General features: G+C 53.5%; 12 protein-coding genes. 4 read left to right on the forward strand and 8 right to left on the reverse strand.

The window, feature by feature from the left end; translation table 11 throughout:
* From M979_RS20550 to M979_RS20565, 4 genes are all read left to right on the forward strand, one after another.
* The gene (locus tag M979_RS20550) at nt 1-1,311 is read left to right on the forward strand and encodes an ATP-binding protein (RefSeq protein WP_064556216.1); all 1,311 of its coding nucleotides are present in this window, start codon (nt 1-3) and stop codon (nt 1,309-1,311) included.
* Nucleotides 1,308-3,506, forward strand: coding sequence for a DEAD/DEAH box helicase (locus tag M979_RS20555; protein WP_064556217.1), 2,199 nt, complete (start codon nt 1,308-1,310; stop codon nt 3,504-3,506). Before M979_RS20550 ends, M979_RS20555 begins: the two co-directional genes overlap by 4 nt.
* A 566-nt stretch (nt 3,507-4,072) precedes the next feature.
* Complete coding sequence (locus tag M979_RS20560; protein ID WP_064556218.1) at nt 4,073-13,579, forward strand: autotransporter-associated beta strand repeat-containing protein; 9,507 nt, start codon at nt 4,073-4,075, stop codon at nt 13,577-13,579.
* A 73-nt stretch (nt 13,580-13,652) separates the two neighbouring features.
* On the forward strand, nt 13,653-14,834 hold the full coding sequence (locus M979_RS20565; RefSeq protein WP_064556219.1) for an OmpP1/FadL family transporter: 1,182 nt from the start codon (nt 13,653-13,655) through the stop codon (nt 14,832-14,834).
* Nucleotides 14,835-14,894: 60 nt separating this feature from the next.
* On the opposite strand, the gene M979_RS20570 is transcribed toward M979_RS20565, so the two are convergent.
* The 8 genes from M979_RS20570 to M979_RS20605 are packed head-to-tail and all read right to left on the reverse strand — an operon-like array spanning nt 14,895 to nt 23,023.
* A complete protein-coding gene (locus M979_RS20570; protein WP_064556220.1) occupies nt 14,895-15,887 on the reverse strand; it encodes an HAD family hydrolase in 993 nt (330 codons plus the stop codon).
* A complete protein-coding gene (locus M979_RS20575) occupies nt 15,884-16,900 on the reverse strand; it encodes a BatD family protein (RefSeq protein ID WP_064556221.1) in 1,017 nt (338 codons plus the stop codon). The genes M979_RS20570 and M979_RS20575 overlap by 4 nt, the downstream gene beginning before the upstream one ends.
* The gene (locus M979_RS20580) at nt 16,897-18,420 is read right to left on the reverse strand and encodes a vWA domain-containing protein (protein ID WP_064556222.1); all 1,524 of its coding nucleotides are present in this window, start codon (nt 18,418-18,420) and stop codon (nt 16,897-16,899) included. The genes M979_RS20575 and M979_RS20580 overlap by 4 nt, the downstream gene beginning before the upstream one ends.
* Nucleotides 18,417-19,394: a vWA domain-containing protein gene (locus M979_RS20585; RefSeq protein WP_064556223.1), complete on the reverse strand. Its 978-nt coding sequence runs from the start codon at nt 19,392-19,394 to the stop codon at nt 18,417-18,419. Before M979_RS20585 ends, M979_RS20580 begins: the two co-directional genes overlap by 4 nt.
* Nucleotides 19,387-19,827: a DUF4381 domain-containing protein gene (locus tag M979_RS20590; protein ID WP_064556224.1), complete on the reverse strand. Its 441-nt coding sequence runs from the start codon at nt 19,825-19,827 to the stop codon at nt 19,387-19,389. The genes M979_RS20585 and M979_RS20590 overlap by 8 nt, the downstream gene beginning before the upstream one ends.
* Complete coding sequence (locus M979_RS20595) at nt 19,828-20,733, reverse strand: DUF58 domain-containing protein (RefSeq protein ID WP_034492681.1); 906 nt, start codon at nt 20,731-20,733, stop codon at nt 19,828-19,830.
* The gene (locus M979_RS20600) at nt 20,733-21,731 is read right to left on the reverse strand and encodes an AAA family ATPase (RefSeq protein ID WP_064556225.1); all 999 of its coding nucleotides are present in this window, start codon (nt 21,729-21,731) and stop codon (nt 20,733-20,735) included. Before M979_RS20600 ends, M979_RS20595 begins: the two co-directional genes overlap by 1 nt.
* A complete protein-coding gene (locus M979_RS20605; RefSeq protein ID WP_064556226.1) occupies nt 21,728-23,023 on the reverse strand; it encodes an anaerobic sulfatase maturase in 1,296 nt (431 codons plus the stop codon). Before M979_RS20605 ends, M979_RS20600 begins: the two co-directional genes overlap by 4 nt.
* Between the last annotated feature and the right edge of the window lie 120 nt (nt 23,024-23,143).

Consider the following 23,143-nt stretch of genomic DNA (forward strand, 5'->3'; position numbering starts at 1 on the left):
ATGTCTGTAACACGCATAAGAGTTAAAGAACGCGACGCTATTATTCAGTCACTGAAGTCGGGAGTAACGCCAAGGATAGGCATTCAGCATATTCAGGTTGGTCGCATGAATGAGATAACCGCTCTCCACCAAGATATTGAGAGGATTGCTGACGGTGGCGCAAGCTTCAGACTTATCATCGGTGAATACGGATCCGGCAAAACGTTCTTTCTGAGTGTAGTGCGCTCTATTGCGCTGGAGAAAAAGCTAGTATCAGTCAGTGCCGACCTATCTCCCGACAGACGTATTCACTCATCGGGAGGTCAAGCGCGTAATCTCTACTCAGAGCTGATGAAAAACATGTCCACCCGAAATAAACCTGATGGCAATGCGTTACTTAGCGTTGTGGAAAGGTTCGTCACTGAGGCAAGGAAGGAAGCTGATGCAGATGGCTCCCCAGTTTCATCGGTTATTCATAAACGCCTGGCTGCTTTGTCAGACATGGTGGGCGGATATGACTTTGCTAAAGTCATCGATGCATTCTGGCGCGGGCACGAGCAGGATAATGAAACGTTAAAATCCAATGCCATTCGCTGGCTGCGCGGAGAATACACTACCAAAACCGATGCCCGTAACGATCTTGACGTTCGGACTATTATCTCAGATGCTTCGTTCTTTGATGCGTTGAAGTTGATGAGCCTTTTTGTTCGTCAGGCAGGCTACGCCGGATTATTGGTCAGTCTCGACGAGATGGTGAACCTCTATAAGCTGAATAACACGCAGGCGAGAACAGCGAACTACGAACAGATTCTGCGGATCCTGAATGACTGTCTGCAGGGGTCTGCCGAGAATATTGGTTTTATTCTTGGCGGTACTCCCGAGTTCCTGTTTGATCCGCGTAAAGGACTTTACAGTTACGAAGCGCTGCAATCGCGTCTGGCAGAAAACCGGTTCGCACAGAAAGCTGGGGTAATTGACTACTCATCACCCACGCTGCATCTGGCAAGTCTCACTCCAGAAGAACTCTATATTTTACTGAAAAACCTCCGCCACGTTTATGCTGGCGGAGAGCCCGAGAAGTACCTGGTATCAGATGACGCACTCACCGGTTTTCTACACCACTGTAGTAAAACCATCGGGGACGCTTACTTCCGTACGCCCCGGAATACCATCAAAGGGTTCCTCGACATGCTGGCCGTGCTGGAACAAAACAACATGATGGACTGGCAGATGCTTATCTCGGGTGTGGCGATTGAGGATGACAGGCCCAGCGACATGGATGATGCCATTGCGCAGGAAGACGATGACGGCCTAGCCAACTTCACATTATGAGCAGCGCGTACGATCGTCTCGACCCTCGCGTTCGTAAGTGGGTTTATAAGCAAGGCTGGCCTGATTTAAGACCTCTGCAAAAGAGCGCTATCCCGGCAATATTAGCCCGTGACCGCGACGTGTTAATCAGTGCCGGTACCGCCGCGGGTAAAACGGAGGCATTCTTTTTGCCTGCCTGCTCAGCGGTTGCAGATATCACAAGTGGGTTTGGCATTGTATATATCAGCCCGCTTAAGGCACTCATTAACGATCAGTACCGTCGTCTTGAGAGTCTTGGTGAAGCGCTGGATATGCCAGTGACACCTTGGCACGGTGATATACTGCAAAGTAAAAAGAAGAAGGCCCGGACAAGCCCCTCAGGCATTTTACTCATTACGCCAGAATCTCTTGAGTCTTTACTTATAAACTCATCGGGTTGGCTTAAGCAGGCATTTTCGCCAGTCGCCTACATTGTTATTGATGAGTTTCACGCGTTTATTGGTACAGAGCGCGGTATGCAACTGCTCTCCCTGCTCAACAGAATCGATCATGTACTTAGTCGTCACGCAAACCCGATTCCCCGCGTTGCGTTAAGCGCCACGCTGGGAGAACTGGATAAAGTGCCTGAGCTGTTGCGCCCGGATAAGCTACTGCCATGCGAAACCGTGACAGACGACAGCAGCAAGGCGACATTGCAGGTGCAGGTTAAAGGCTACATGGAGTCGGTGAGTGAAGAAGGAGAAGAGCCGCAGAACTCAGCAGAAAAACACGTCTGCGCTGACATTTTCAGACTCTGCCGTGGCGACTCCCATTTGGTCTTTGCAAACAGTCGAAGGCGTACTGAAAGCATTGCCGCAACACTGAGTGACATGTGTGAGGAACATATTGTTCCGAATGAATTCTTTCCCCATCACGGATCCCTGGCCAGGGAATTACGCGAAACACTAGAAGCCCGTCTACAAAAAGGGAATTTACCCACAACAGCTATCTGTACCATGACGCTTGAGCTGGGTATTGATATCGGTAAGGTGCAGTCGGTTATCCAGGTTACACCCCCGCATTCCGTATCAAGTCTGCGCCAACGCATGGGGCGGTCAGGGCGGCGCGACTCCCCGTCGGTGCTGAGGATGCTCATTACTGAAGATGAACTTACTGCAACCAGTAGCATCGTGGACCAACTGCGGCTGCAGATGGTTCAGTCGATGGCAATGATTAGGCTGATGATCTCTCAGCGATGGTTCGAGCCGGCTGATACTTGCCAGATGCATTACTCTACGCTGTTGCACCAGATTCTGGCGATCACTGCGCAATGGGGTGGTGTTCGAGCCGATCAGCTGTGGTCACAATTGTGCCAGACCGGCCCATTCCGGAACGTCGAGTTGACCGATTTCAAAAGTCTGCTTAAGCATATGGGGGCATGTGGACTGCTCACACAACTTGCTAGCGGAGAGATGGTTATCGGGGCTGAAGGGGAGAAGCTGACTAACCATTACACGTTTTACGCCGTGTTTAATACGCCAGAAGAGTTCCGCATTGTCACGGGAAGCCGAACCCTTGGCACAGTGCCTATAGACTCCCCGCTTTTGCCTGAACAGCACATCATCTTCGGCGGGCGGCGCTGGAAAGTGACTGAGATAGAAGTGGAAAAAAAAGTTATCTATGTTGAGGCGACCAAAGGTGGTCAGCCACCAAAGTTTAGTGGTGGAGGTATGTCTGTTCATGATGTTGTTCGCCAGGAGATGCTCGCAATCTACAGAGAAAATGACTATCGCATCGCGGTAGGTAACCAGAGAGTTGATTATGCGGATGCTGCCGCCAGAAACCTCTTTGCGGAAGGCCGTGACAACTTCCAGCGTTTCAATCTGCAAAACACCCATTTTATTGCTAGCGGTCAGCACTGTTACGTACTCCCCTGGATGGGCGATAAAGTCGTCAATACGATGACGGCTTTGCTCCTACGTAGTGGCTTCAAAGCTAATTCATATGCAGGTGTGATAGAAGTCGGGGACTCAATTGTAGCCTCAGTCCAGCAAGCGCTTAAAGAAATACTATTGTCGGGTTTACCTTCAGAATTTGAGCTTGCTGCGGATGTTCCAGACAAATATCTGGATAAATATGATGAGTATCTACCCGAATCCCTGCTTGCGAAAGGATATGGTGCGAAAGCTTTTGATGTTGAAGGTACACGTACCTGGCTGCAGGAAAATCTTCAGTAACCTGGATTTATAATCAGGGTATAAATAAATCGTCTATACCCTGAATTTTTTTATTTCCCTGTGGATTTACTAGGCTTTAGCCCCGGAGTATTACCCGGAGTATCTTTATTATCACGTCGACGTTGATCAGGTTTTCCTGTCGATTTGGCAATTGGTTTTGGACCCGGTTTAAGACCCATGATAGTTATCCTTTAGAGGTTTAAGAGGGAAGCCCTCTATATCGATATATTGGATATTTTGAAAATTTTCAATGGGGTTGATCAACGTTCCAATGATTAACTCACTACTGTGAGCAATGTGACACGTTAACTGGGCTTAAAGTCCGCTGTGAGCGATGAGCAGACGTAACCACCATACCGTTGCAATAATAAACAGAGCTCATCATGAGTTTCTTCACTGAACCTGAACATTTTATAAAAGCATCCGTTAAATAAGACTTTTCTACTCCTCCGCCCTCTCAAAACTCAACCATGTACTAATGTTACTCAAAGTGTTTCGACAAGTGTTTCTTGTTGTTTATTTGTGTCAACGCGCTATTTCCTTATGCGGCCTTGCAGAGATGACTTATGAATAATATTTATCGTTTGGTATGGAGCCATGTGGCGAACAGTTTTATTGCCGTTGCAGAAACATCCCGAACAGGGAAAAAAGGATCGAAGACCGGGCGTGGAGGCCGAAAATTATTAACTACTGCGCTGATTGTTGCCGGTGTTTATGGCCCGACAGCCAGCGCTGTAGATGTGACGTGGAGCGCGGCTTATCCCAACTACCTGTTTCTACCGGTTTACGATGCGGTTAAAGAGACGGGTTACGCGTTTACCATTGATAGTCAGCCACTGACAAATCATTACGCCCCAGGCACTGAACTGAATATTACTGGCTCGATACCCAACATTGCCACGGGGACAAACGGCAGCAGTACGGGGGTCACGGTACTGAATGCGCTTCCTGACCCCGGTGGAACCGGGGCGGGGACCGATCCAAACCGTATCATCACTATCGAAGCCACGGATTCAACCGGGGCTGCTATGCCAATAACAGCTGCAAACATTGATCAGTACACGTATTCGCCTTCTCCGGCCAGACCTCAGGAAAGCCAGGAACTGAACGTCGAAGTGCCAGGTCTTGACGGCAGTTATCAAGTCATCAGCATTTATGATTCCTCGACGTTTATTGCTGCCGATGACACGGCAGTCAGCGACATGTTGTTGCCGGTTTACGACCCAAACTCGATTCGTATCTTTAATAATTTCGGTATCGCGTTGGTAGCGGCAACCGGCGGGCAGGCCAATATCAATGTGGGTTCAAGCGATGCGAATGCGCCGATTGCGGCAGCTGCAAATACCATTGACCTGTTGGCTAAAAATTCTGTGCTGGCAAAAGCGGACGGCAGCGGGAGTGCGACCAGCCGAACCGAATGGCGTTCCGATAACTTTATCCATTTCCGCCCGGCGATCGTGCTGTCATCTGATACACAAAATCTTGAAGCACAAAGTGCGAAATACGATTTCACCATCACGCTGCCCCACTACGAGCAGGTCGGAAATAAGGCTCTGCTACTGGGGAATAAAGACTTCGTTATTCATTCTTCCACTGACATTGCAGATGTTAATGATTTCCTGACAGGCCAGGGGGCTTATGCTGGTAAACCGCAGATCCAGTACTGGCTGACGGCGGGTGCAACAGTCAATGGCGAGGTGATTGACTCGTCTGTTGAAGCGCAAAACACCTACGACGCGATTATTAGCGGCATGTTGGCACAAGAGGAAAATACCAGTATCAACCTGACCTACCATGTCTGGGATGACAAAGGCGTACACAACAACAACGCCACGGTTTCAACTGGGGATTTAAACGTTATATATGCCACAGGTGCGAATGCGTCTGGTTTAGTCACCAGCGACGGGAGCCTGGCGGTTGACGGGGCATCGGCGGTGATGCGTGGGGACAATGGTGCCATCATCACAAACGACGGGGCAATCAACGCCTGGCGCAGCAGCGGCAGTAGCCCAGACTCTGTTGGTATGCTGACGACGGACGCCACGGCCATCAACAATGGCACGCTCAACGCGGGTCTGTTTATTGAAAAGGATGGCAGCAACCAGAACGTTTCTAATGCGGGCAGCACAGGCATGCAGGGCAGCGGTAACAGTACGCTGACCAACAACGGTCATATCAATGCGGCGATTACTGACTCCACCACCAACGGTGCCGTGGGCATTCGCGCGTCAGGCACCACCACGGTTTCGAATACGTTAGCAGGTACCATCGCACTGGCTGGCAACAGTAATAATCAGTTCGGCAAAGCCGGCGGTTACGGCGTCTGGCTTGATCAAAGCGCCACATTCAATAATGCCGGTAATATCTACCTTGGCGTCAATCCTGTCTTAAATTCCACCGCGCCAACACCGGTTCCGATGACCGGTGGCGATCTGTCGGCGGGGATTCGCACCCAAAGCACCGGCGCGGTGAACAACACCGGTACGATAACCATTGCTGAAAATACCCGTAATGCCGCCGGGATCTCCATCGAAGGGGCGTCAGGGGCGGTGACCAACTCCGGCACGATCAATGTGTTAGGTAAACTGACTGACGGTTCAGCCGCTGCTAACTATGGTTTGAACGCAGTTGACAATGTCGGCACCGTGACGCACAGCGGCCTTATCAAGGTGGACGGTGATAACAACATTGCCATCAACGTGCTGGCGCAAGATGCGGGGGCGGAAGTTACCACCACAACAGGAAGTGCGATTACGGTCGGGACCGCGGGGGATACCGGTGGCAGCGATGGCCAACCCTACACCTATCGTAACTATGCCGTTTATGCGGAAGGGCTAAACACCCAACACGCCCAGGTTAACCTGAACTCTACCATTCGCTTGTTATCTGCCGGGGCGATTGGTGTACATGCGCGTGGCGATGCGCGCATCGATATTGATTCAGCTTCGACGCTTTCTTTCGAAAACGTCAAACAGATGGGTTACTACGCCTGGGGTAATAAGGCGCAGATTAATCTCGGCAATGCGAATATCAATGATAACGGCCAGGCCGATTCTATTTTGTTTGCTGTGGATCACGGGGCGACTTTTGCCGGTAATAGCGGCGCTGCAGCGGGATATCAACTGACGGTATCAGGTAACAATGGAACCGGGATTATTGCCAATGGCGTCGATGAAACGACCGGAACTAAAACCTCACTCACCACCGGAACCGCACAGATATTCGTCAATGGCGAAAAAGCGGTTGGTGTAAAAGTGACTGGCGGGGCAGTCGGCAATATTAGTGACGGCGGGATTGTCCTGCAGCATAACAACACCACCGCAGTCCTGATTGACGGACGTAATTACAATATCGACGGCACCATTGATTCCGATGAAGTGCAGACTGACGTGACATCCAATGCCTCGATTACCAGCAGCCCTGGACAAAGTGGCATTGTTGGCTACAACGTGGCTCATGCGGGGGTGCTCAATCTAAGCGGCCCTGGCATTTCATTAAATGGCACCAACAGTACCGGGATCATTCTGCATGACAACGGTACCGCAACGGTCGGTGCGCCGGTGAATGTTTCTGGCACCAATAATATTGGTGTCGATATTCAAAATAATGGCGTGCTGACGAATAACGGCATTATTAGCGTCAGCGGTGCCGCGAATAGCGGCAACGTCGGGGTTCGTGTGGGTGGAGCGAATGCGGTGGTTAACCGCCTCGGCACAGTCAATGCCTCAGGCGGTTTAGCGGCAGTCCAGCTCATTGGAGCAGGCGCGAATTTAACGGTTAACGGTACAGGCAACCAGATTACGGCCTCTGGTGGAGCCGATGGTGTAAGAATGGATGCCGGTGCCACCTCCTTTAACGCCTCGGATACGGTTATCGACATTTCCGACAGCGGCGCGGGGATTAATAACAACGCCGATACCTCCAACATCAATCTTAGCAACGTCACGATTAACGCCTCCGATGGCCCTGCGATTCGCACTGCCGTCACCTTTAGCGCGGAGGGCACGAACAACACCCTGAATGTTTCCGGCAATGGTGAAGGCTTTGCATTTATGCAGGCCGATGGTTCGGTGACTACGGGTTCTCTCACAATCGGCAGCGGCTACACCATTAATGGCAACGGGGCGGGGAGCGTCGGTATTCTGGCAAGAACATCCAACAATGTGAGTTCTGCTGCGACTATCAACATGGACACCGGTGCGGGTTCAGCGATTGTGGCAACCGATGGTCTAAGCGGTAGCAGTCGTACGATTACCAACTCAGGCGTGATCACAAGCCTCGGAGCGGGTGCGCCAGTGATTAATGCCTCAGGCGCAGGAAATACTACCGTCATTAACAGCGGTACATTGCTGGCGGCAGATGCCACCGCACAAGCGATTCTGACCGGTACCGGCAATGACGTGGTGTCGTTAAATGGCCCGGGGGCAACGACCCGTGGGGAAATAACGCTGGGTAGTGGTAACGACCAGTTCAGCTGGACGGCGGGTGATTACACGGGTGGAGTGACATTCACAGGTGCAGATGGCAATGACCGCGCCACGCTGGGTAACGTGTCGATGGCGAACGTGACGCATATTCTCAGTGAAGGCGGCACCAATAATACGTTAACTCTTAATAGTACGAATGAGGGAGCAACACCTGCATTATTGGGATCCTTTAGCGCGGACGACCTGGCAAAAGGCACCAATATTGGGTCGGGCTGGAGCACGCTGACTTTAGATGGCGATCCGACTGACGCACGGGTGGTGGATAATTTAACGCTCTCCGGCGTACAAACCATCATTATCAACAATGGTGCCACGCTGCGTAGCGGCGACAGCGCCCCGACTGCGGGCGAGGCCACCATCCATAATTACAATGTCGCCACCTCGGGGGCGACAAGCTTGCTGTCATTCGATGGTGCGGCTGACCAAATCTACAGCGGTGTTATCAGTGGCACGGGGGGCATGGAGCGCATCAATAGCGGTAATACTATTCTGCTCGGCGATAACACCTACACCGGGAATACTTTGATAGGCGCAGGATCGGAGCTGACTCTCGGCGATGGTAATACCACCGGCAAACTATCCGAGCAAACCAACATTACTGATAACGGCATCCTGACGGTTAACCACTCTGATGCAGTGGCGCTCAATGGTGTTATTTCAGGAAGTGGTGCGTTCCGCCAGATTGGTAGCGGCGTCACTCGCCTCGGTGGCAATAACAGCTATGCAGGAACCACCACTGTTGAACAGGGTACCTTGCTAATTAACGGTGTGCAGAGTGGCACAGGGCTGACCACCGTCAGGAGCGGCACTACGCTTGGCGGTTATGGCACCCTCGGCGGTGATGTTCTCTTCGAGAGTGGGACCACATTGCGCCCGGGTGATGACAGCCGTGGCAATGGCACCGGGATGCTGACCGTTCAGGGCGACCTGACACTTGCCAATGACACCAACAGCCAGTTCCAGTTGGGAGAAGTTTATACACCGGGTGGCTCACTCAATGACCTGGTGGATGTGAAAGGTAACTTAATACTTGATGGTTCACTCAATGTGGCGCTGACCGCAGGTGGAGCCTTCCTGCCGGGTGTGTATCGCCTGTTTAACTATGGCGGTTCGCTCACCGACAACACCATGGATATCGTGTCGCTGCCACCCAACGACGCCAATAACTACGCTATCCAGACCAACATCGACAAGCAAGTTAACCTCGCGCTCAACTTTATTGACCCGACAAATCAGTTGCAGTTCTGGGATGGTGACCTTGATGTGACCCCAGGCAACCACGGGGATGGTACGACAGGCAATGGCCGGGTTGACGGTGGCTTCGGTTACTGGACCAGCCTGATTTCAGGCGTCAGCAACAACTGGACGCAAGTCGATGGGGTCGGTAATGCGCCGTGGGCGCAGGATGCTTTTGCCGTATTCCAGGGGCTAGGCGACGTGGTGCGCGTGAGCAATGCGTTTGGCGATGTGCTCACTTCCGGGATGCAGTTCGCCAGTAATGGCTACATCCTGAATGCCGATCCTGCGCGCCCGGATTCGCAACTGTTCTTTGATGCGACTAACCCGCCGGGTAATTTCCCGCCGGATAACAGCTACGAAGCGCAAGGGGCGACTCATGCCAACAGCTATTTTGCGATTCGTGTGGGGAATGGTGCGACGGGAGCCGACATCACGACGCTTATCAACGTCAACCTGGTGCAGAACGATCTGTCCGCTGGCAATATCCGTTTGCTGAAAACCGATCCCGGTCGCCTGATTTTAACCGGCAATAATGTGTTTACCGGTGGCGTGGAAGTCTGGAACGGCACGCTGAATATCACCAACGACAACGCGCTTGGTGCGACCAGTAACTCAGTGTTGTTGAAAAATGGTGCCACCTTCCAGGCGGGGGCCGATCTCACGACATCACGCTTATTCTTTGTCGATGGCGCTGCGGGCGCTGCGCTGGATGTATTCGGCCATACCTTTACCCCAACAGGCGTGATTGGCGGTGATGGTCCTCTGACTATTAAAGATAGCTCCACGGGCACCAATAATGGCGTGCTTGAGTTGGGCACCGCGAATACCTATCAGGGCGACACCAAGATTATCGGCAAAAATGGTACCGGGCAACTGACGGTCAATGCTAATACCACTGGGGCATTTGGTACGTCAGATAGCCTGGTTTCGTTAAGCTCTCTGGCACTGTTAAACCTCAATAACGCCGCTTCGGGTGAAACGCACACCTTTGCCGTCGACAACGCATCACTGGCGTTCCACGACAACGCCGGAGCCGGGCAAAGCACGATCAATCTGACTAACGGCGGTAATGCCACTTTCAGCGATACGAGCCAGGGTGATAATACGAATGTGTCGGTTGATGCCAGTTCCCTGCTTGCGCTCAACGGCAGTGCCGATGCGGGTTCATCGACGGTCAATAACAGCGGACGTGTGACCTTTGCTGACAACGCTCAGGGCGCAGGCGCGGTGATTTCTAACCTCGTGGGCGGCCTGGTGGATATCAGTTCTGCGCTGTCGGGGACCTCGATAGGTTCATTATCAGGTGCAGGTAACGTGATGCTGGGTGCGGCAACTCTGGTTGAAGGCGCCTTAGGGCGCAACGACTCGATCAGCGGCATTATCAGCGGTGACGGAAATCTGGTGAAAACCGGAAGCGGAACGCTAAACCTCACCGCCGCCAACACCTGGACCGGAACCACCGATGCTCAGCAAGGCGTGTTACTGATTAACGGTAATCAAGTGGCGGCAACCGGGCAAACCACTGTGAATAGCGGTGCAACGCTTGGCGGTGCGGGCCAACTCGGTGGCAGCGTGGTGATAGACAACGGCGGGCACCTGGCGGCTGGGCAGGATCTGTCAAGTGTGGGTGTGCTGACGATGGGCGCGCTAACCCTCAATCAGGATTCGCAAGTCGATTTCCAGTTTGGCCAGCCATACACCGTCGGCGGCACGCTTAACGATCTTATCAATATTAATGGCGACCTCAATCTTAACGGCAAACTGAATATCACCCAGACACCGGGCGGCAATTTTGATGTCGGGATCTATCGCGTCTTTAATTATTCCGGTGCGTTAACCAACAACATTCTCGATATTGGCACCGCGCCTGCGGCGGCAGACGATCTCTACGTTCAGACCTCTATCGCAGGCCAGGTGAACCTCGTCAACCGCAGTGGTTATGTCATGCGCTTCTGGGACGGTTTCGGTGGTACGGGCGGGGCGTTGAAAAATAACGACCAGATCGATGGCGGAAACGGTATCTGGCAAAACAGCAGCGGCAATGACAACTGGACCACGGATGTCACCGATCCTGAAGGGCGCTTTAATACACCGTTCAGCAATGGTTCCTTTGCCGTATTTGGCGGTAGCGCCGGTAATGTCACTATCGACACCAGCCTCGGTGAAGTGGCGATCAGTGGCGCGCAGTTTGCCACTGACGGTTATGTTATCGGCGGGAATAATCTCACCACCCATACCGCCAATACGATCATTCGCGTCGGTGATGGTACGGCACCGAGTGCGGGTTATACCGCCACTATTAACTCGGTTATTGACGGTGAAGGTGGAATTAATAAAGCCGATCTCGGCACCTTGATTCTGAACGGCAATAACCAATACCAGGGCGGCACGCAGGTTAACGGCGGGGTACTGCAAGTTTCTGCGGATAATAATCTCGGTGCAGCGGGAACCGGTATTGGCGTGAGTGGCGGCACGTTGCGCTATGGCGCAGCGTTTGATACTGCCCGCCAGGTGACGCTTTCGGGCGTCGGTGGGGCAATTGACACCAACGGTCATGCGGTTTCGCTGTTAACGGCGGTTACCGGCAATGGCGATTTCACTAAGCTGGGCGATGGCACATTAACGCTCACGCAAGACAGCACATTCAACGGGCAAACCACTATCAGCAAAGGCACATTGCAGTTGGGGAACGGGGGTACGGCGGGCAACATTGGCGGGAATATTGTCGATAACGCGACGCTTGCGATTAACCGCAGCGATACCTTGTCGCTTAGCGGGAACATTTCCGGCAGCGGCCAGGTCTGGCAGCAGGGCAGCGGCACCACCATTCTCAATGGCAACAATAGCTGGAGCGGAATTACGCTCGTGGAAAAAGGCACCTTGCTGGCATCCGGTGAGAATCGCTTTAGCCAGCCATCCAGCCATATTGTGAGCCGTGGTGCGTTACTGGATACCGGTGGCTACAGCCAGTCGGTCGCCAACCTGGTGAACCAGGGCACTATTAATTTGCGTGGCGGCGATGTCGGATCAACCCTGACGGTCAACGGTGATTACGTCGGCCTGAACGGTACGTTGAACATTGCTGCCCAGCAGCATAGCCCAGGTGTCGCCGACCGTCTGGTGATAAATGGCGGCAGTGCTACTGGCCTGACGAACCTGAATATTGATGTTAGCCAACTCGGCGAACCGACCACCGGTGACGGCATTATGGTGGTTGAAGCCGTTAATGGGGCGACCACCACCGCTCAGACCACCAAAGATGCCTTTACCATTGGCGATGGCGTGCTTACCGCGGGCGCATGGCAATACCAGCTGTTTGCCGGTAACGCGCAAGGGGCGGGTGAAGACTGGTTCTTACGCGCCGGTTATCGTCCTGATGTACCGGGCTTCGATACGCTGGCCGCGATTATCCGCCAGGCCGATTTAGCGGTTCTTGGGACACTTCACCAGCGTGTGGGCGATGAACAACCCTGGCGTGCAGATGTTGCGGCCGATCAGGAAAGCCGTTTTTGGGCACGTTACATCGTCAAATCGGTCGATCAAAAACACGACGATCCTACCGGCTCGCAAAGCAGTTCCAACTTCAACGGGATGCAAATGGGGTTGGACCTGTGGCAAAACGATAAATGGCGTGCAGGTTTGTATACCACCTTTATGGATATCGACAGCTCGATCAATGGCGATACCGGGATGAGCGGCGGGGCCGCGTACAACTCGACCTTCTCCTCATACCTGGGGGGTTACGCCACCTGGACTGACACCGACGGTTTGTACGTCGATAACGTCCTGCAGTACGGTTATCACTCTGTCGATTTGAAGAACATGAGCGATCATGAATCCTACAGCCCGGACGGTAGCTCGGTGGTGGCGTCGGTTGAAGTCGGAAAACCGTGGCAATTAGGCGATAGCAACTGGCAGCTCGAACCGCAGGCGCAACTTATTTATCAGTACAGTCATTTTGATGATGTCACACTTGCCGATCGGTCGAAAACCAAAGTTTCGGTGGACGCTGACGGTTCTGTGATTGGCCGCCTTGGGGTCCGTCTGACTGCCGATTACGACACGGACTACGGCAAAGTTAAGCCTTATGTTCGCGCAAACTACTGGCAGGAACTGTCTGACGGCCAGGACAGCGTGACGTATCGCAATACGGCCAACCAGGCCGGTGCGACGGAAATCAATGCCAACCAGCGCTTCCAGGCAACTGAAGTGGCTCTCGGTACAACATGGGCGGTAACCACGGATGTGCAGGCCTATACCGAGGTGGGCAAAAGCTGGGATAACGGTGGCGACACGTCCGTATCCTCTGATATTTCAGCGTCTGTTGGGATGAAAATTCGCTTCTGATGATACTGCGGCTCGCTTCGAGCCGCAGGCTATCCCAGGCCTTTTAGCGGTTATTTTAAGAAACAGGTGGCACATGAAAAAGAGCATCGTGGCGTGTTCAGGACTGCTGTTAGCCTCATTTTCTCATGCGAGTGGCCTTTATTTTTATGAGATTGGTACAGAAGATACGGCACTGGCCGGTGCCGGGCAGGCTGCACGCGCTCAGGATGCTTCTACCATTGTCACCAATCCGGCGGGTATGACCCGTCTACCGGATCATATGTTCACCGGTGGTCTACAGGTCATGGGGGGAGATATCAATTATCAGTTAGATAACGCCAGACAGAGCCCGGGGAATGTCATGAATATTTTCCCTAATGCCAGTAGCTTCTATAGCCAAAAAGTCAGTGATGATGTGTATGCGGGCATTGGTCTGTATGGAAACTATGGTCTGGGGATAGATTTTGGCGACTGGGCTGGAGACCGGTTAATCAAAAAGAGCACCATGGTTGCCATGACCCTGAGCCCCTCTCTGGCCTGGAAACTGAGCGATCGTGTTTCCATCGGGGGGTCAGTCAATGCCAACTATGGTTTCTTGTCGCTGACGCGCAACATTGATGGGGATGATAAAACGCAAAAAGACCACGACTGGGCGATGAGCTATCGTCTCGGTTTGTTGATGGATCTGACTGACCAAACCCGCGCGGGGATAACCTGGAACAGTAAAACCGATTACGACTTTACTATTGATGCTCAGGCGCGGTTCCCCAACCTGCCAAATGTCGATTTCACCTTACCCATCGGTGCGCAAGTCCGGTCGCCACAGCAAATCATGCTGAGCCTGGTACACGATATCGATAAACAGTGGTCTGTGATGGGCGATCTTGGCTGGCAGGACTGGAGCCAGTTTGGTGCACCACAGATTACCGTGGCAGGTGAGGCGCTCGACAAAACCAGCCGCCTTAAAGATACCTGGCATACCGCATTGGGTGTGCAATACCGTCCAACTGAAGAGTGGCGTCTCAATGCCGGCGTGGCATTTGATAGTACTGTATACAAAGATCAGAGTGATGCGGCTTTAACCCTGCCAACGGGTGACGAATGGCGTTTTGCCACCGGTGCGCAGTATCAACTGAGCCAGGCAAGCAATATTGGGATAGCAGTGGAATATCTGCATATGCAGTCTTCAATAATTCAGTCTCCGGCGGTTTTGGCGGGCAATTACGATAATCCATATCTGTGGTTTACCAGCGTCAATTACAGTTATCAGTTCTGATTGTTAAAAGCCTTTAACTCAGTGCTATGAGTTAAGGGCTTTGTGTTGGATACAATGACATTATTTACATAATGCTGGGTCGAAAACTGTTTTCCAATCGTGCTTCATATCGACGATAGCCCAGCCTTTTTCTTTCGCCAGGCTTAGCCCTTCAACCAGTTTTCCACTCGCCGGTGGATGGCTGTCATAAGCGTATTCACGCTCCGCATCTGTGTGGTGAACCAGTAAACCGAAGGTCTTATAGTCCGGGTTTGACGCGGTGTACTGCATCATCGCTAAATCACCGTCGCTGTTACCAAACGCCGCAACCGGGCGCTGGCCCATAAACAGGTGAATAGCGACCGGTTTGGCTGCCGCATCGTCGTTAAACGCGCCTTTCATGGTTTTACGCAACTGCGTGCCGTTGTCTGTCAGGGAAAACTCGCTGAGCGAGAATGATCCGATAACCTGCTCAGGCGGGATGCCATACATTTTTTCTGCCACTACGCGCATAAAATCAATGCCGCCGCCGGACACAATCCACGTTTTAAAGCCATTTTCACGCAGGTAATCGAGTAACTGGCGCATTGGCTGGTAGCTCATTTGATCATATCTGCAGCCAAAACGGTTATCACGATGGCTGTCGACCCAGTTGCTGACACGCTGGTTAAACTCCTCGGTAGTGATGTTGCTGTGCGTCAGCTCTAAAAGCTGAATCAGCCCCTTCTCACCGGAAGCCACAACGGTTTTTAAATCGTCATTTAGTACCGCGCTCACAACAGGGTCGTTTTTCCATTCAGGGTGCTCAGGTGCCAGGCGCTTCACTTCATCCACCGCAAACTGAAGCTGGAATGTCAGCGGTGCTTCCGGCCACAGCGTGCCGTCGTTATCAAATACCACGTAGCGCTTTTCTGGCGGGATAAAAGTCGAACGATCTTTATTAGTGGCATTTTGCACCCATTGCTCAATGGCCTGTTTCGACGAAGTATTGTTCCAGGTAGAGAGTGGGTCATCGGCATGCGCTGCGCCAATAGTACCGAATAGCATGGCGCTGAAGAGTAATGCGTGTTTCATCGTTCACCCCTTTTGGTGGGAGTCAGTTCGGACAATGGGACAGGGTTCCAGAAGCGCTGCCAGACGTGGTGCAGATAACGCACACTGCGCCACAGCAGGCGTCGCGTAAACCAGATGAGTAATGCCAGGACGGCGAAGGTTCCAATAATCAAAACGGTGCGCCAGTTGTCATCATCGGTGGTGCCGCGCAGTGCGGATTCACCGCCTGCGGCGCGAGCGTCCAGAACCTGTATCGTTGAGCCGGGCAGTTCAGCCAGTTGCCACTGCTTATTCGCCGTATCCCACCAGCGTAATTTAACGGGAGGAATCGTGATGGTTCCCGCCTGCGACGGCAGATAGCGCAGGGTTTCTACTCGCTGCGCCCCTTCGATTTCACCTCGTCCCGTTTTCAGCATCGTGTTTTCGGGCGTCAGGCGCTGCGTGTCAGTGCCTGGAATCGCATACAGCAATTGTGGAATTTGCGTCGCCACAATGCCGTTGGCTTGTACCGTCACGGTGCGTTCAACCACGTCACCGGCGTGAAGTTTGTCGTCTTTGGCGGCGTGATACTGGGTGATTTTCTGGCTGAGCTTTAAGTTGCTGGCGGGCAGGAAACGATCCGGCTGTTCCACGCCTTTCGGCCATGCAACTTCTTTTTTCAGCTCCGGCAACTGCACGGTAACCGGCGGTTGGTTGGGCGATGTCAGCGTAATTTCCACCGCAGGCATCAGCAGCACGCCCTGATCCCACGCGGTGATTTGTCGCTCAAGGCGCACGCCGCTCCAGTTAATGCCATTTTTCTGGCGACTCAGCAGTTGGTTTGGCAGCGGCGTGGTGAGTAACGAGCCGTTCTCAATTTTAAAATCAGGCCATTGCGGAGGCGGATTAAACCAGCTATCGGTCCAGAAGGTGATAGCCACCCGCACGGGCTGACCGGGCGCGACATGGTCTGGCGCTTCAAGCTCACGCGTAATGTCCATCGCCGCTCGGGCAGGTAACACCGCCAGCAAAAGCACAATCAGCAAGGCTCTCATGGCGTCTCCTCCGTGTTGGCGCGGTAGAGATTTTCCAGCAGGCCGGAAGGGGAAACCTCCAGGTTTTCAAACCACTGATTGACCTGCGGGCTGCTGCTGGCAACGGGTTGGATATCCTTCTGATTGACGCCCTGATCTTTCTTTAAATCGTGTTTAATTTCGTCCGGTTTATAGTCCTGTTCTTTACCCTGAGCCGCCTGGCGATCGCGTTCTTTCTGGCGCAATTCCATAATGATTTTGGCGATGGCGGCGCGGTTTTTCTGGGCCATTGCCCAGTCCGGGCGCAGGCTTAAGGCGCGGTCATAGCTGTTAATGGCCTGCTGCCACTGCTTTTGCTGGGCGTAGCTGTTGCCCGTCCATAACAGCGATTCAGCGGTTTGCGGCGCCTGGCGAAATGCGGAAGTAGCCGCGACAAAATCTTCGGCACGGTAGTAGGCGATGCCTTGCCACAGCGGGTTCTGAAAACGCTCTGCCGCTTTTTTATATTCACCTTTATTGAAGGCGAGTTGCCCCTGCATATCCGGGCTAATCCACGCATCCTGCCATGCGGCCTGGCTTTGTGGCAGATACAGCAGCGGCACCAGCACAATCAGCCAGCAAATCAGCTGTCGCCGCCCGAGCAGCAGTAGCAAAAGCATTGGGATCACCAGCAGATAGCCGCTGTTTTTCCAGTGCAAATCGCCGCGAGCGTTATTTTGCGCGCTCACCGATTGCTGGATGTGGCTGGCGAGTACCGATAAATCGCTGTCATCGCTGGTGACGAGCGTGACCGGAATGCCGCCGTCGCGAATTTGGCTAAAGCGTTCGACGTTCAGACGCGTATCAATCCCTCGCTGGGCGTAGCTTTCGGGTAACTCACCCCCGCGTGCGGTCCCCGGAACCCAGATTTGGATCGGCACTTTTTGTTGGGCAAGCCAGGTTGCATCTTGCGCCGAAACGGTGTCGGCAATCAGTAAAATATTGCGCGGCATATTCGGTGTTTCTGGCATGTTTTTCATCGCCAGGGCGATAGCCTGTTTTAGCCCCGAGCCTTCACCTTCTGGCAATAAATTTGGGCTTTGGGCATGCAAGAACAGCGAGTAAAACGTCGGGTCGGAAGTGAGTGGTGTGGTCAGATATGCATGAGCGTTGTAAACCACCAGGCCAAAATGCGTGCCTGTTGAACGGTTCATCAGGTCCATGATTTTGCTCTGCATACGCTGGTGGCGGCTCGGAGCTAAATCCTGCGCGTACATCGCCGGATCTTGCTGTAACACCACCATCATGTTGCTTTGCTGCGTCAGTGCGGCCGGGAGTTCACGCTGCCAGGTCGGGCCTGCCAGGGCGATGACACCGAGTGCGCACAACCACGGTAAAATCTGGGTCAGGCGTTTTTGTCGCCCAATAATCAGCGCTTTGGCAAATGGCTTGTCCATAATCTGGTGCCAGGCGCTACGTTGGCTGCTGGCGACAAACCACAGCAGCGCGCAAATCAGTAGGCCGAGCAGCCGCCAGGGGTAAACAAAATGGAAGTCACTCATGCTGTTTTCTCCCGCACGAATCGCGTGACCGCGAGCAAAATCAGCAACGCCAGCGCCAGTAGCAGCGGCCACTGGAACAGCGGGATGTGCCACGACCAGCCGATGGATTTCACCTGCACGGGGGTGATGGCGTCGATTTCCTGCCATACGCTGTCGAGAGCCGCACCGGAACCGGCGGCAGTCCAGGATTTTCCGCCGGTAATGCGCGCGATATCCTGCATCAGCGGCAAATCTACTTTGTCATCGCCAGTGCTGTTCAGATCGCCAAAGGCGATGGTATGAACCTGAACGTGGTGCGTTGCCGCCAGTTGTGCGGCGAGCGGCGGCGCTAATTGCGATGCGGTGTCGTTGCCGTCGGTGAGTAAAATTGCCAGTTTGCTGGCGTCTTTGTTGGTGGTGGTATCGAGCAGTTTCACACCGATTCCCAGCGCGTCGCCAATCGCGGTTTGTTGACCAATCATGCCTGGCGCGAGTTGGTTAATGCGGGTTTGCAGCGCCTGTTTGTCTTCGCTAACCGGGGCGAATGGCCACGCCTGGCTTGCAAAAATAACCAGCCCGATGCGGTCGGTTTTACGCGCCGCCACAAATTTTCGCACCGATTCCTGAACGGCCTGCAGGCGCGTGATCCCACCCTGAACGTCGTTTTTGCCCATCGAACCGGAGACATCCAGAATCAGCACCACATCGCGCATTGGTTTTTGAATATGCTGCGGCGGAGTCAGGTATTCCGGGCGCGAGAGGGCGGCAACCAGCAGGATCCACGTCAGCCAAAAAATCAGGCTTGAGAGTTTGCTGGTGCGCACCGGCTGGCTGTTGAGTTTCAGCTCATCAATTAATTCCGGTAAGAACGGTACGCGAACGTGTTCTTTGACTTCACGATCCTGCGGTAAAAAATAGCGGCCAAGCAACGGCAGGAAAATCAGTAACCACGCCCACGGCCAGGCGAAATCGAGGCGGCTCAGAAACTCAGACATAAGGCAGTTTCTCCAGCCAGTGTTTCAGTTGAGTTTGCAGGCGTGCGTTTTGATTCGCCTCGAGCTGGTTATCCGGCTGGCAATATTTGGCGCTCAATTGCTGGCGTAAATCGGCGTCGATTTCCACCTGCTGGAGAAGTTGTTCTGGCGCAAGCGTGTGGCTAATTTGGCTGCGCGGTTGGTGCATCAGCAGAATGCGTTTTATCAGTTCCAGCCAGCTATCTGCGCTGTGCGGCTGTTGCAATGCCGCCAGTGCTTCACGACGCCACACATTGCGCCGCCATCTCGCAAGGCGGAATAACCCGAAGATAATCAGCGCGATAAGTAACACGCCGCCGAGCGCAAACCAGCCGGGCGGCAGGGGAAACCAGGAGATACTTCGTGGAAGCGCCGGGTTTAACAGCTCCGGCACGCTAAATCCTTTCTCCAGCATTCAGACTCCCTTTTGTAGCTGCTTGAGAAGATCGTCTGTGACGACTATCTGATTCACGCGGATGCCAAGCCGTGTCAGTCGATTTTGCAGACCGGAAAGCCGCGCAGTCACGCTCTGTTGAATCTCATCTTTTAGCCGTGGCGAAAGCGAAAATGCGGCTTCATGACCCTGATAGCTGGCGGCCAGGTTTCCCTGTGCCGGGAGGGTGAGATGCAGGTTATCAAGTGTGACAAACGCGCTAATCTCGCAGCGTCGCCGCAGGGCGGCCAGCAAGGCTTCACCGGACGCATCGAGATCGTGGAAATCACTGATGACGGCCACCCAGGACCCGGCAGGGATCAGATGCATGGCATGTTGTAGCACGCTGCCGAGCGTCACGGTTGCGGGTGTTTCATCAGGGTAGCGTTCGGGTAATTGTTGGTTGTATTGCAGCAGGTCATCGAGCACTGCGGGCAGATTGGTGCGTGGGGCGCGGCATTTTTGCAGGCTGTAATTCGCATCGCTGAACACCGCGCTGCCGATGCGGTCGCCATCGTGCCAGCTTCGCCATGCGAGCAGGCCCGCAATTTTGGCGGCAGCGACAGATTTGGTTTGCCCGCGGGTGGCAAAAAACATATCCAGCCGCTGATCGACGATCAAGAACACCGGGCGCTCGCGCTCTTCGTTATACATGCGGATCCACGGCGATCGCAGGCGGGCGGTGGCTTGCCAGTCGATCAACCGCACGTCATCACCTGGTTGGTAGCGCCGGAGACTGTCAAAATTAAGCCCACGCCCCTGCTGGCGTGAAACACGCTCACCCGCCAGCGCTCCCGGTGGGATCTGCCCAGGCGGGTTCGACAGCAAACGCGCTTCGCCTGCCAGCGCCATCAGGGTTTGGCGATCCACCTGTAACGCGCTATTCATTACGCCACCACTGCGTCGAGCAACATCCGGATCACGTCGTCTGGCGAGGTGTTATCGGCGTTGGCCTGGTAACTGAGCATCAGGCGATGGCGTAACACTGCCGGGGCGACGAGCTTGATATCTTCTGGCAATACCGCGTCGCGGCCTTCGAGCCAGGCCAGTGCGCGGCCACAACGATCGAGTGCTAAGGTGCCGCGTGGGCTGACGCCAAACGTGATGTAACTGGCGAGCGTGTCGCTGATACCCTGCGGATGGCGGGTCATATCCACCAGATTGACGATGTAGTTTTCAATGGTTGGCGCGACGTAAACCGCTGAGATTTCCTGCCAGCAGGTGGCAATATCTTGCTGCGATAACATCAGCGTTTCAGCCGGTTTTTCCGTTTGTTCATCGCCGCTTGCCAGATATTTTTGCTGCTGCTCCGAACGCACCAGTTGCATCACTTTTTGCTCGTTTTCTTTGGACGGATAATCCACCAGAACTTTCATCAAAAAGCGGTCAAGCTGCGCTTCTGGCAACGGCCAGGTGCCTTCTTGATCCACCGGGTTTTGCGTCGCCAGCACCATGAAAATGCCCGGTAGCGGCCAGGTTTTCCCGGCAACGGTAACGTGGCGTTCTTCCATGGCTTCGAGCAGGGCCGATTGCACGCGTGCCGAGGCGCGGTTTATCTCATCGGCAAGGATGATATTGCCGAATACCGGGCCTGGCCGGAAACGAAACTGGTCTTCTTCACGCGTGGCATTTTGCTGGTAAATCTCGCTGCCGGTGATATCTGACGGCAGAAGATCCGGGGTGAACTGTATGCGACGGAACTCGCCCTCTATATGTTTAGCAAGCTCCCGTACCGCACGGGTTTTGGCCAGCCCAGGCAAGCCTTCGAGCAGCACGTGTCCGTCGCAAAGCAGGGCGACAATTAACATCCGTACCAGCGATTCCTGCCCCAAAACTTGTTGATTCATACGCCGTTCGAGTTCGAGCAGCTTCTCTCTGTTTGTCATTTGCGCAATCCTGCAAAGTCACGTTTCAAAAGCGTAGCGAGCCCGACCAAAATCGGCTCGGCGTAATTGAAGAAAGTTTTGATGCCAGGACACAAATAATTAAGGCCAGGCTCGCCATCCGGGGTGCGAACAAGACGATTTTTCGGGCATTCGCCCCAGCATAATTTCAGGTACGGGCACTGTTTGCAGTATTCCGGCAGCGTATCTTTCTTACCCATACCAAAGGCTTTCTGGCGTTCGGAAAATGCCATGTGGGCGAGTTTAGTGTTTTCGATATTGCCAATCTGGTATTCGGGATAAACGTAGTGGTCGCAGGAATAGATATCGCCATTTTTCTCGATAGCCAAACCTTTGCCGCAGAATTCGGATGCGGTACAGATTTGCGCGGGCATGCCCATGGTTTGAGCAACTGCCGTTTCAAACAGGTTGACCTGTACGTGGCCTAAATCGTTATTAACCCACTCTTCAAACACCGTTTTCAGGAAAGTGCCCCAGTCGTCCGGGTCAACCGACCAGTCGGTCACGATGGAGTCGAGATCCCCTGGGCGCGCGCGGCGGGTGCCAGTAATCGGGATGGTATCGTCACGCCAGAATTGCGGGGCGGTGACTTTGAAATCAACTGGCTCTACGCAGGGGTTGAACTGCACGTAGGTTGCTTCCAGCTCACGGGTGACAAAGCGGTACACTTCCAGCGGGAAGCGGGCATTGGTGCGGTTGACAGTGACGAGGGCGTTAAACGGGACTTTGTATTTTTTGAGTGCTTCGACGCCTTTCATCACTAAGTCGAAAGTCGGTTTGCCGCTGCGTGTGACGCGATAGCGGTCATGCAATTCCCGTGGGCCGTCAATCGACAGTCCCACCAGAAAACGGTGTTCTTTAAGGAATTCAGCCCATTTGTCGTTTATCAGCACGCCATTGGTTTGGAGGTCGTTTTCAACGCGTTGACCGGGCTTTTGGTACAGCTTCTGGAATTTGACGACTTTTTCAAAAAACTCTAGCCCCATCAATGTGGGTTCGCCACCTTGCCAGGAGAAAACCACTTGTTCGCCATCTTGCCCGTCGATGTACTGGCGAATGAAGTTTTCCAACACTTCGTCGCTCATACCCGTGTGGCGGTCCTGATGTAGAAGGTCTTCTTTATGCAGGTAAAAACAGTAGGAACAATCGAGATTACAGGTGGAGCCAGTCGGCTTCGCCATAACATGGAAACGACGCTTGTATTCAGGGCCTTTGCCATCGTATTTCTCTGCTGACGGTAATGCTTTAACCGGCAATGTGGTGCTGTACTTCATAGCTGCCCCTTCGAAAACTCTTTTTGGAAAACGGAGGATTTGTGTAGGGCGGGTAAGCCTGCGTCACCCGCCATTGCGGGTGCAAATGGTGGATGACGCTCGCGCTTATCCACCCTACGG

The sequence above is a fragment of the Buttiauxella noackiae ATCC 51607 genome (assembly GCF_001654865.1).
GTDB lineage: Bacteria > Pseudomonadota > Gammaproteobacteria > Enterobacterales > Enterobacteriaceae > Buttiauxella > Buttiauxella noackiae.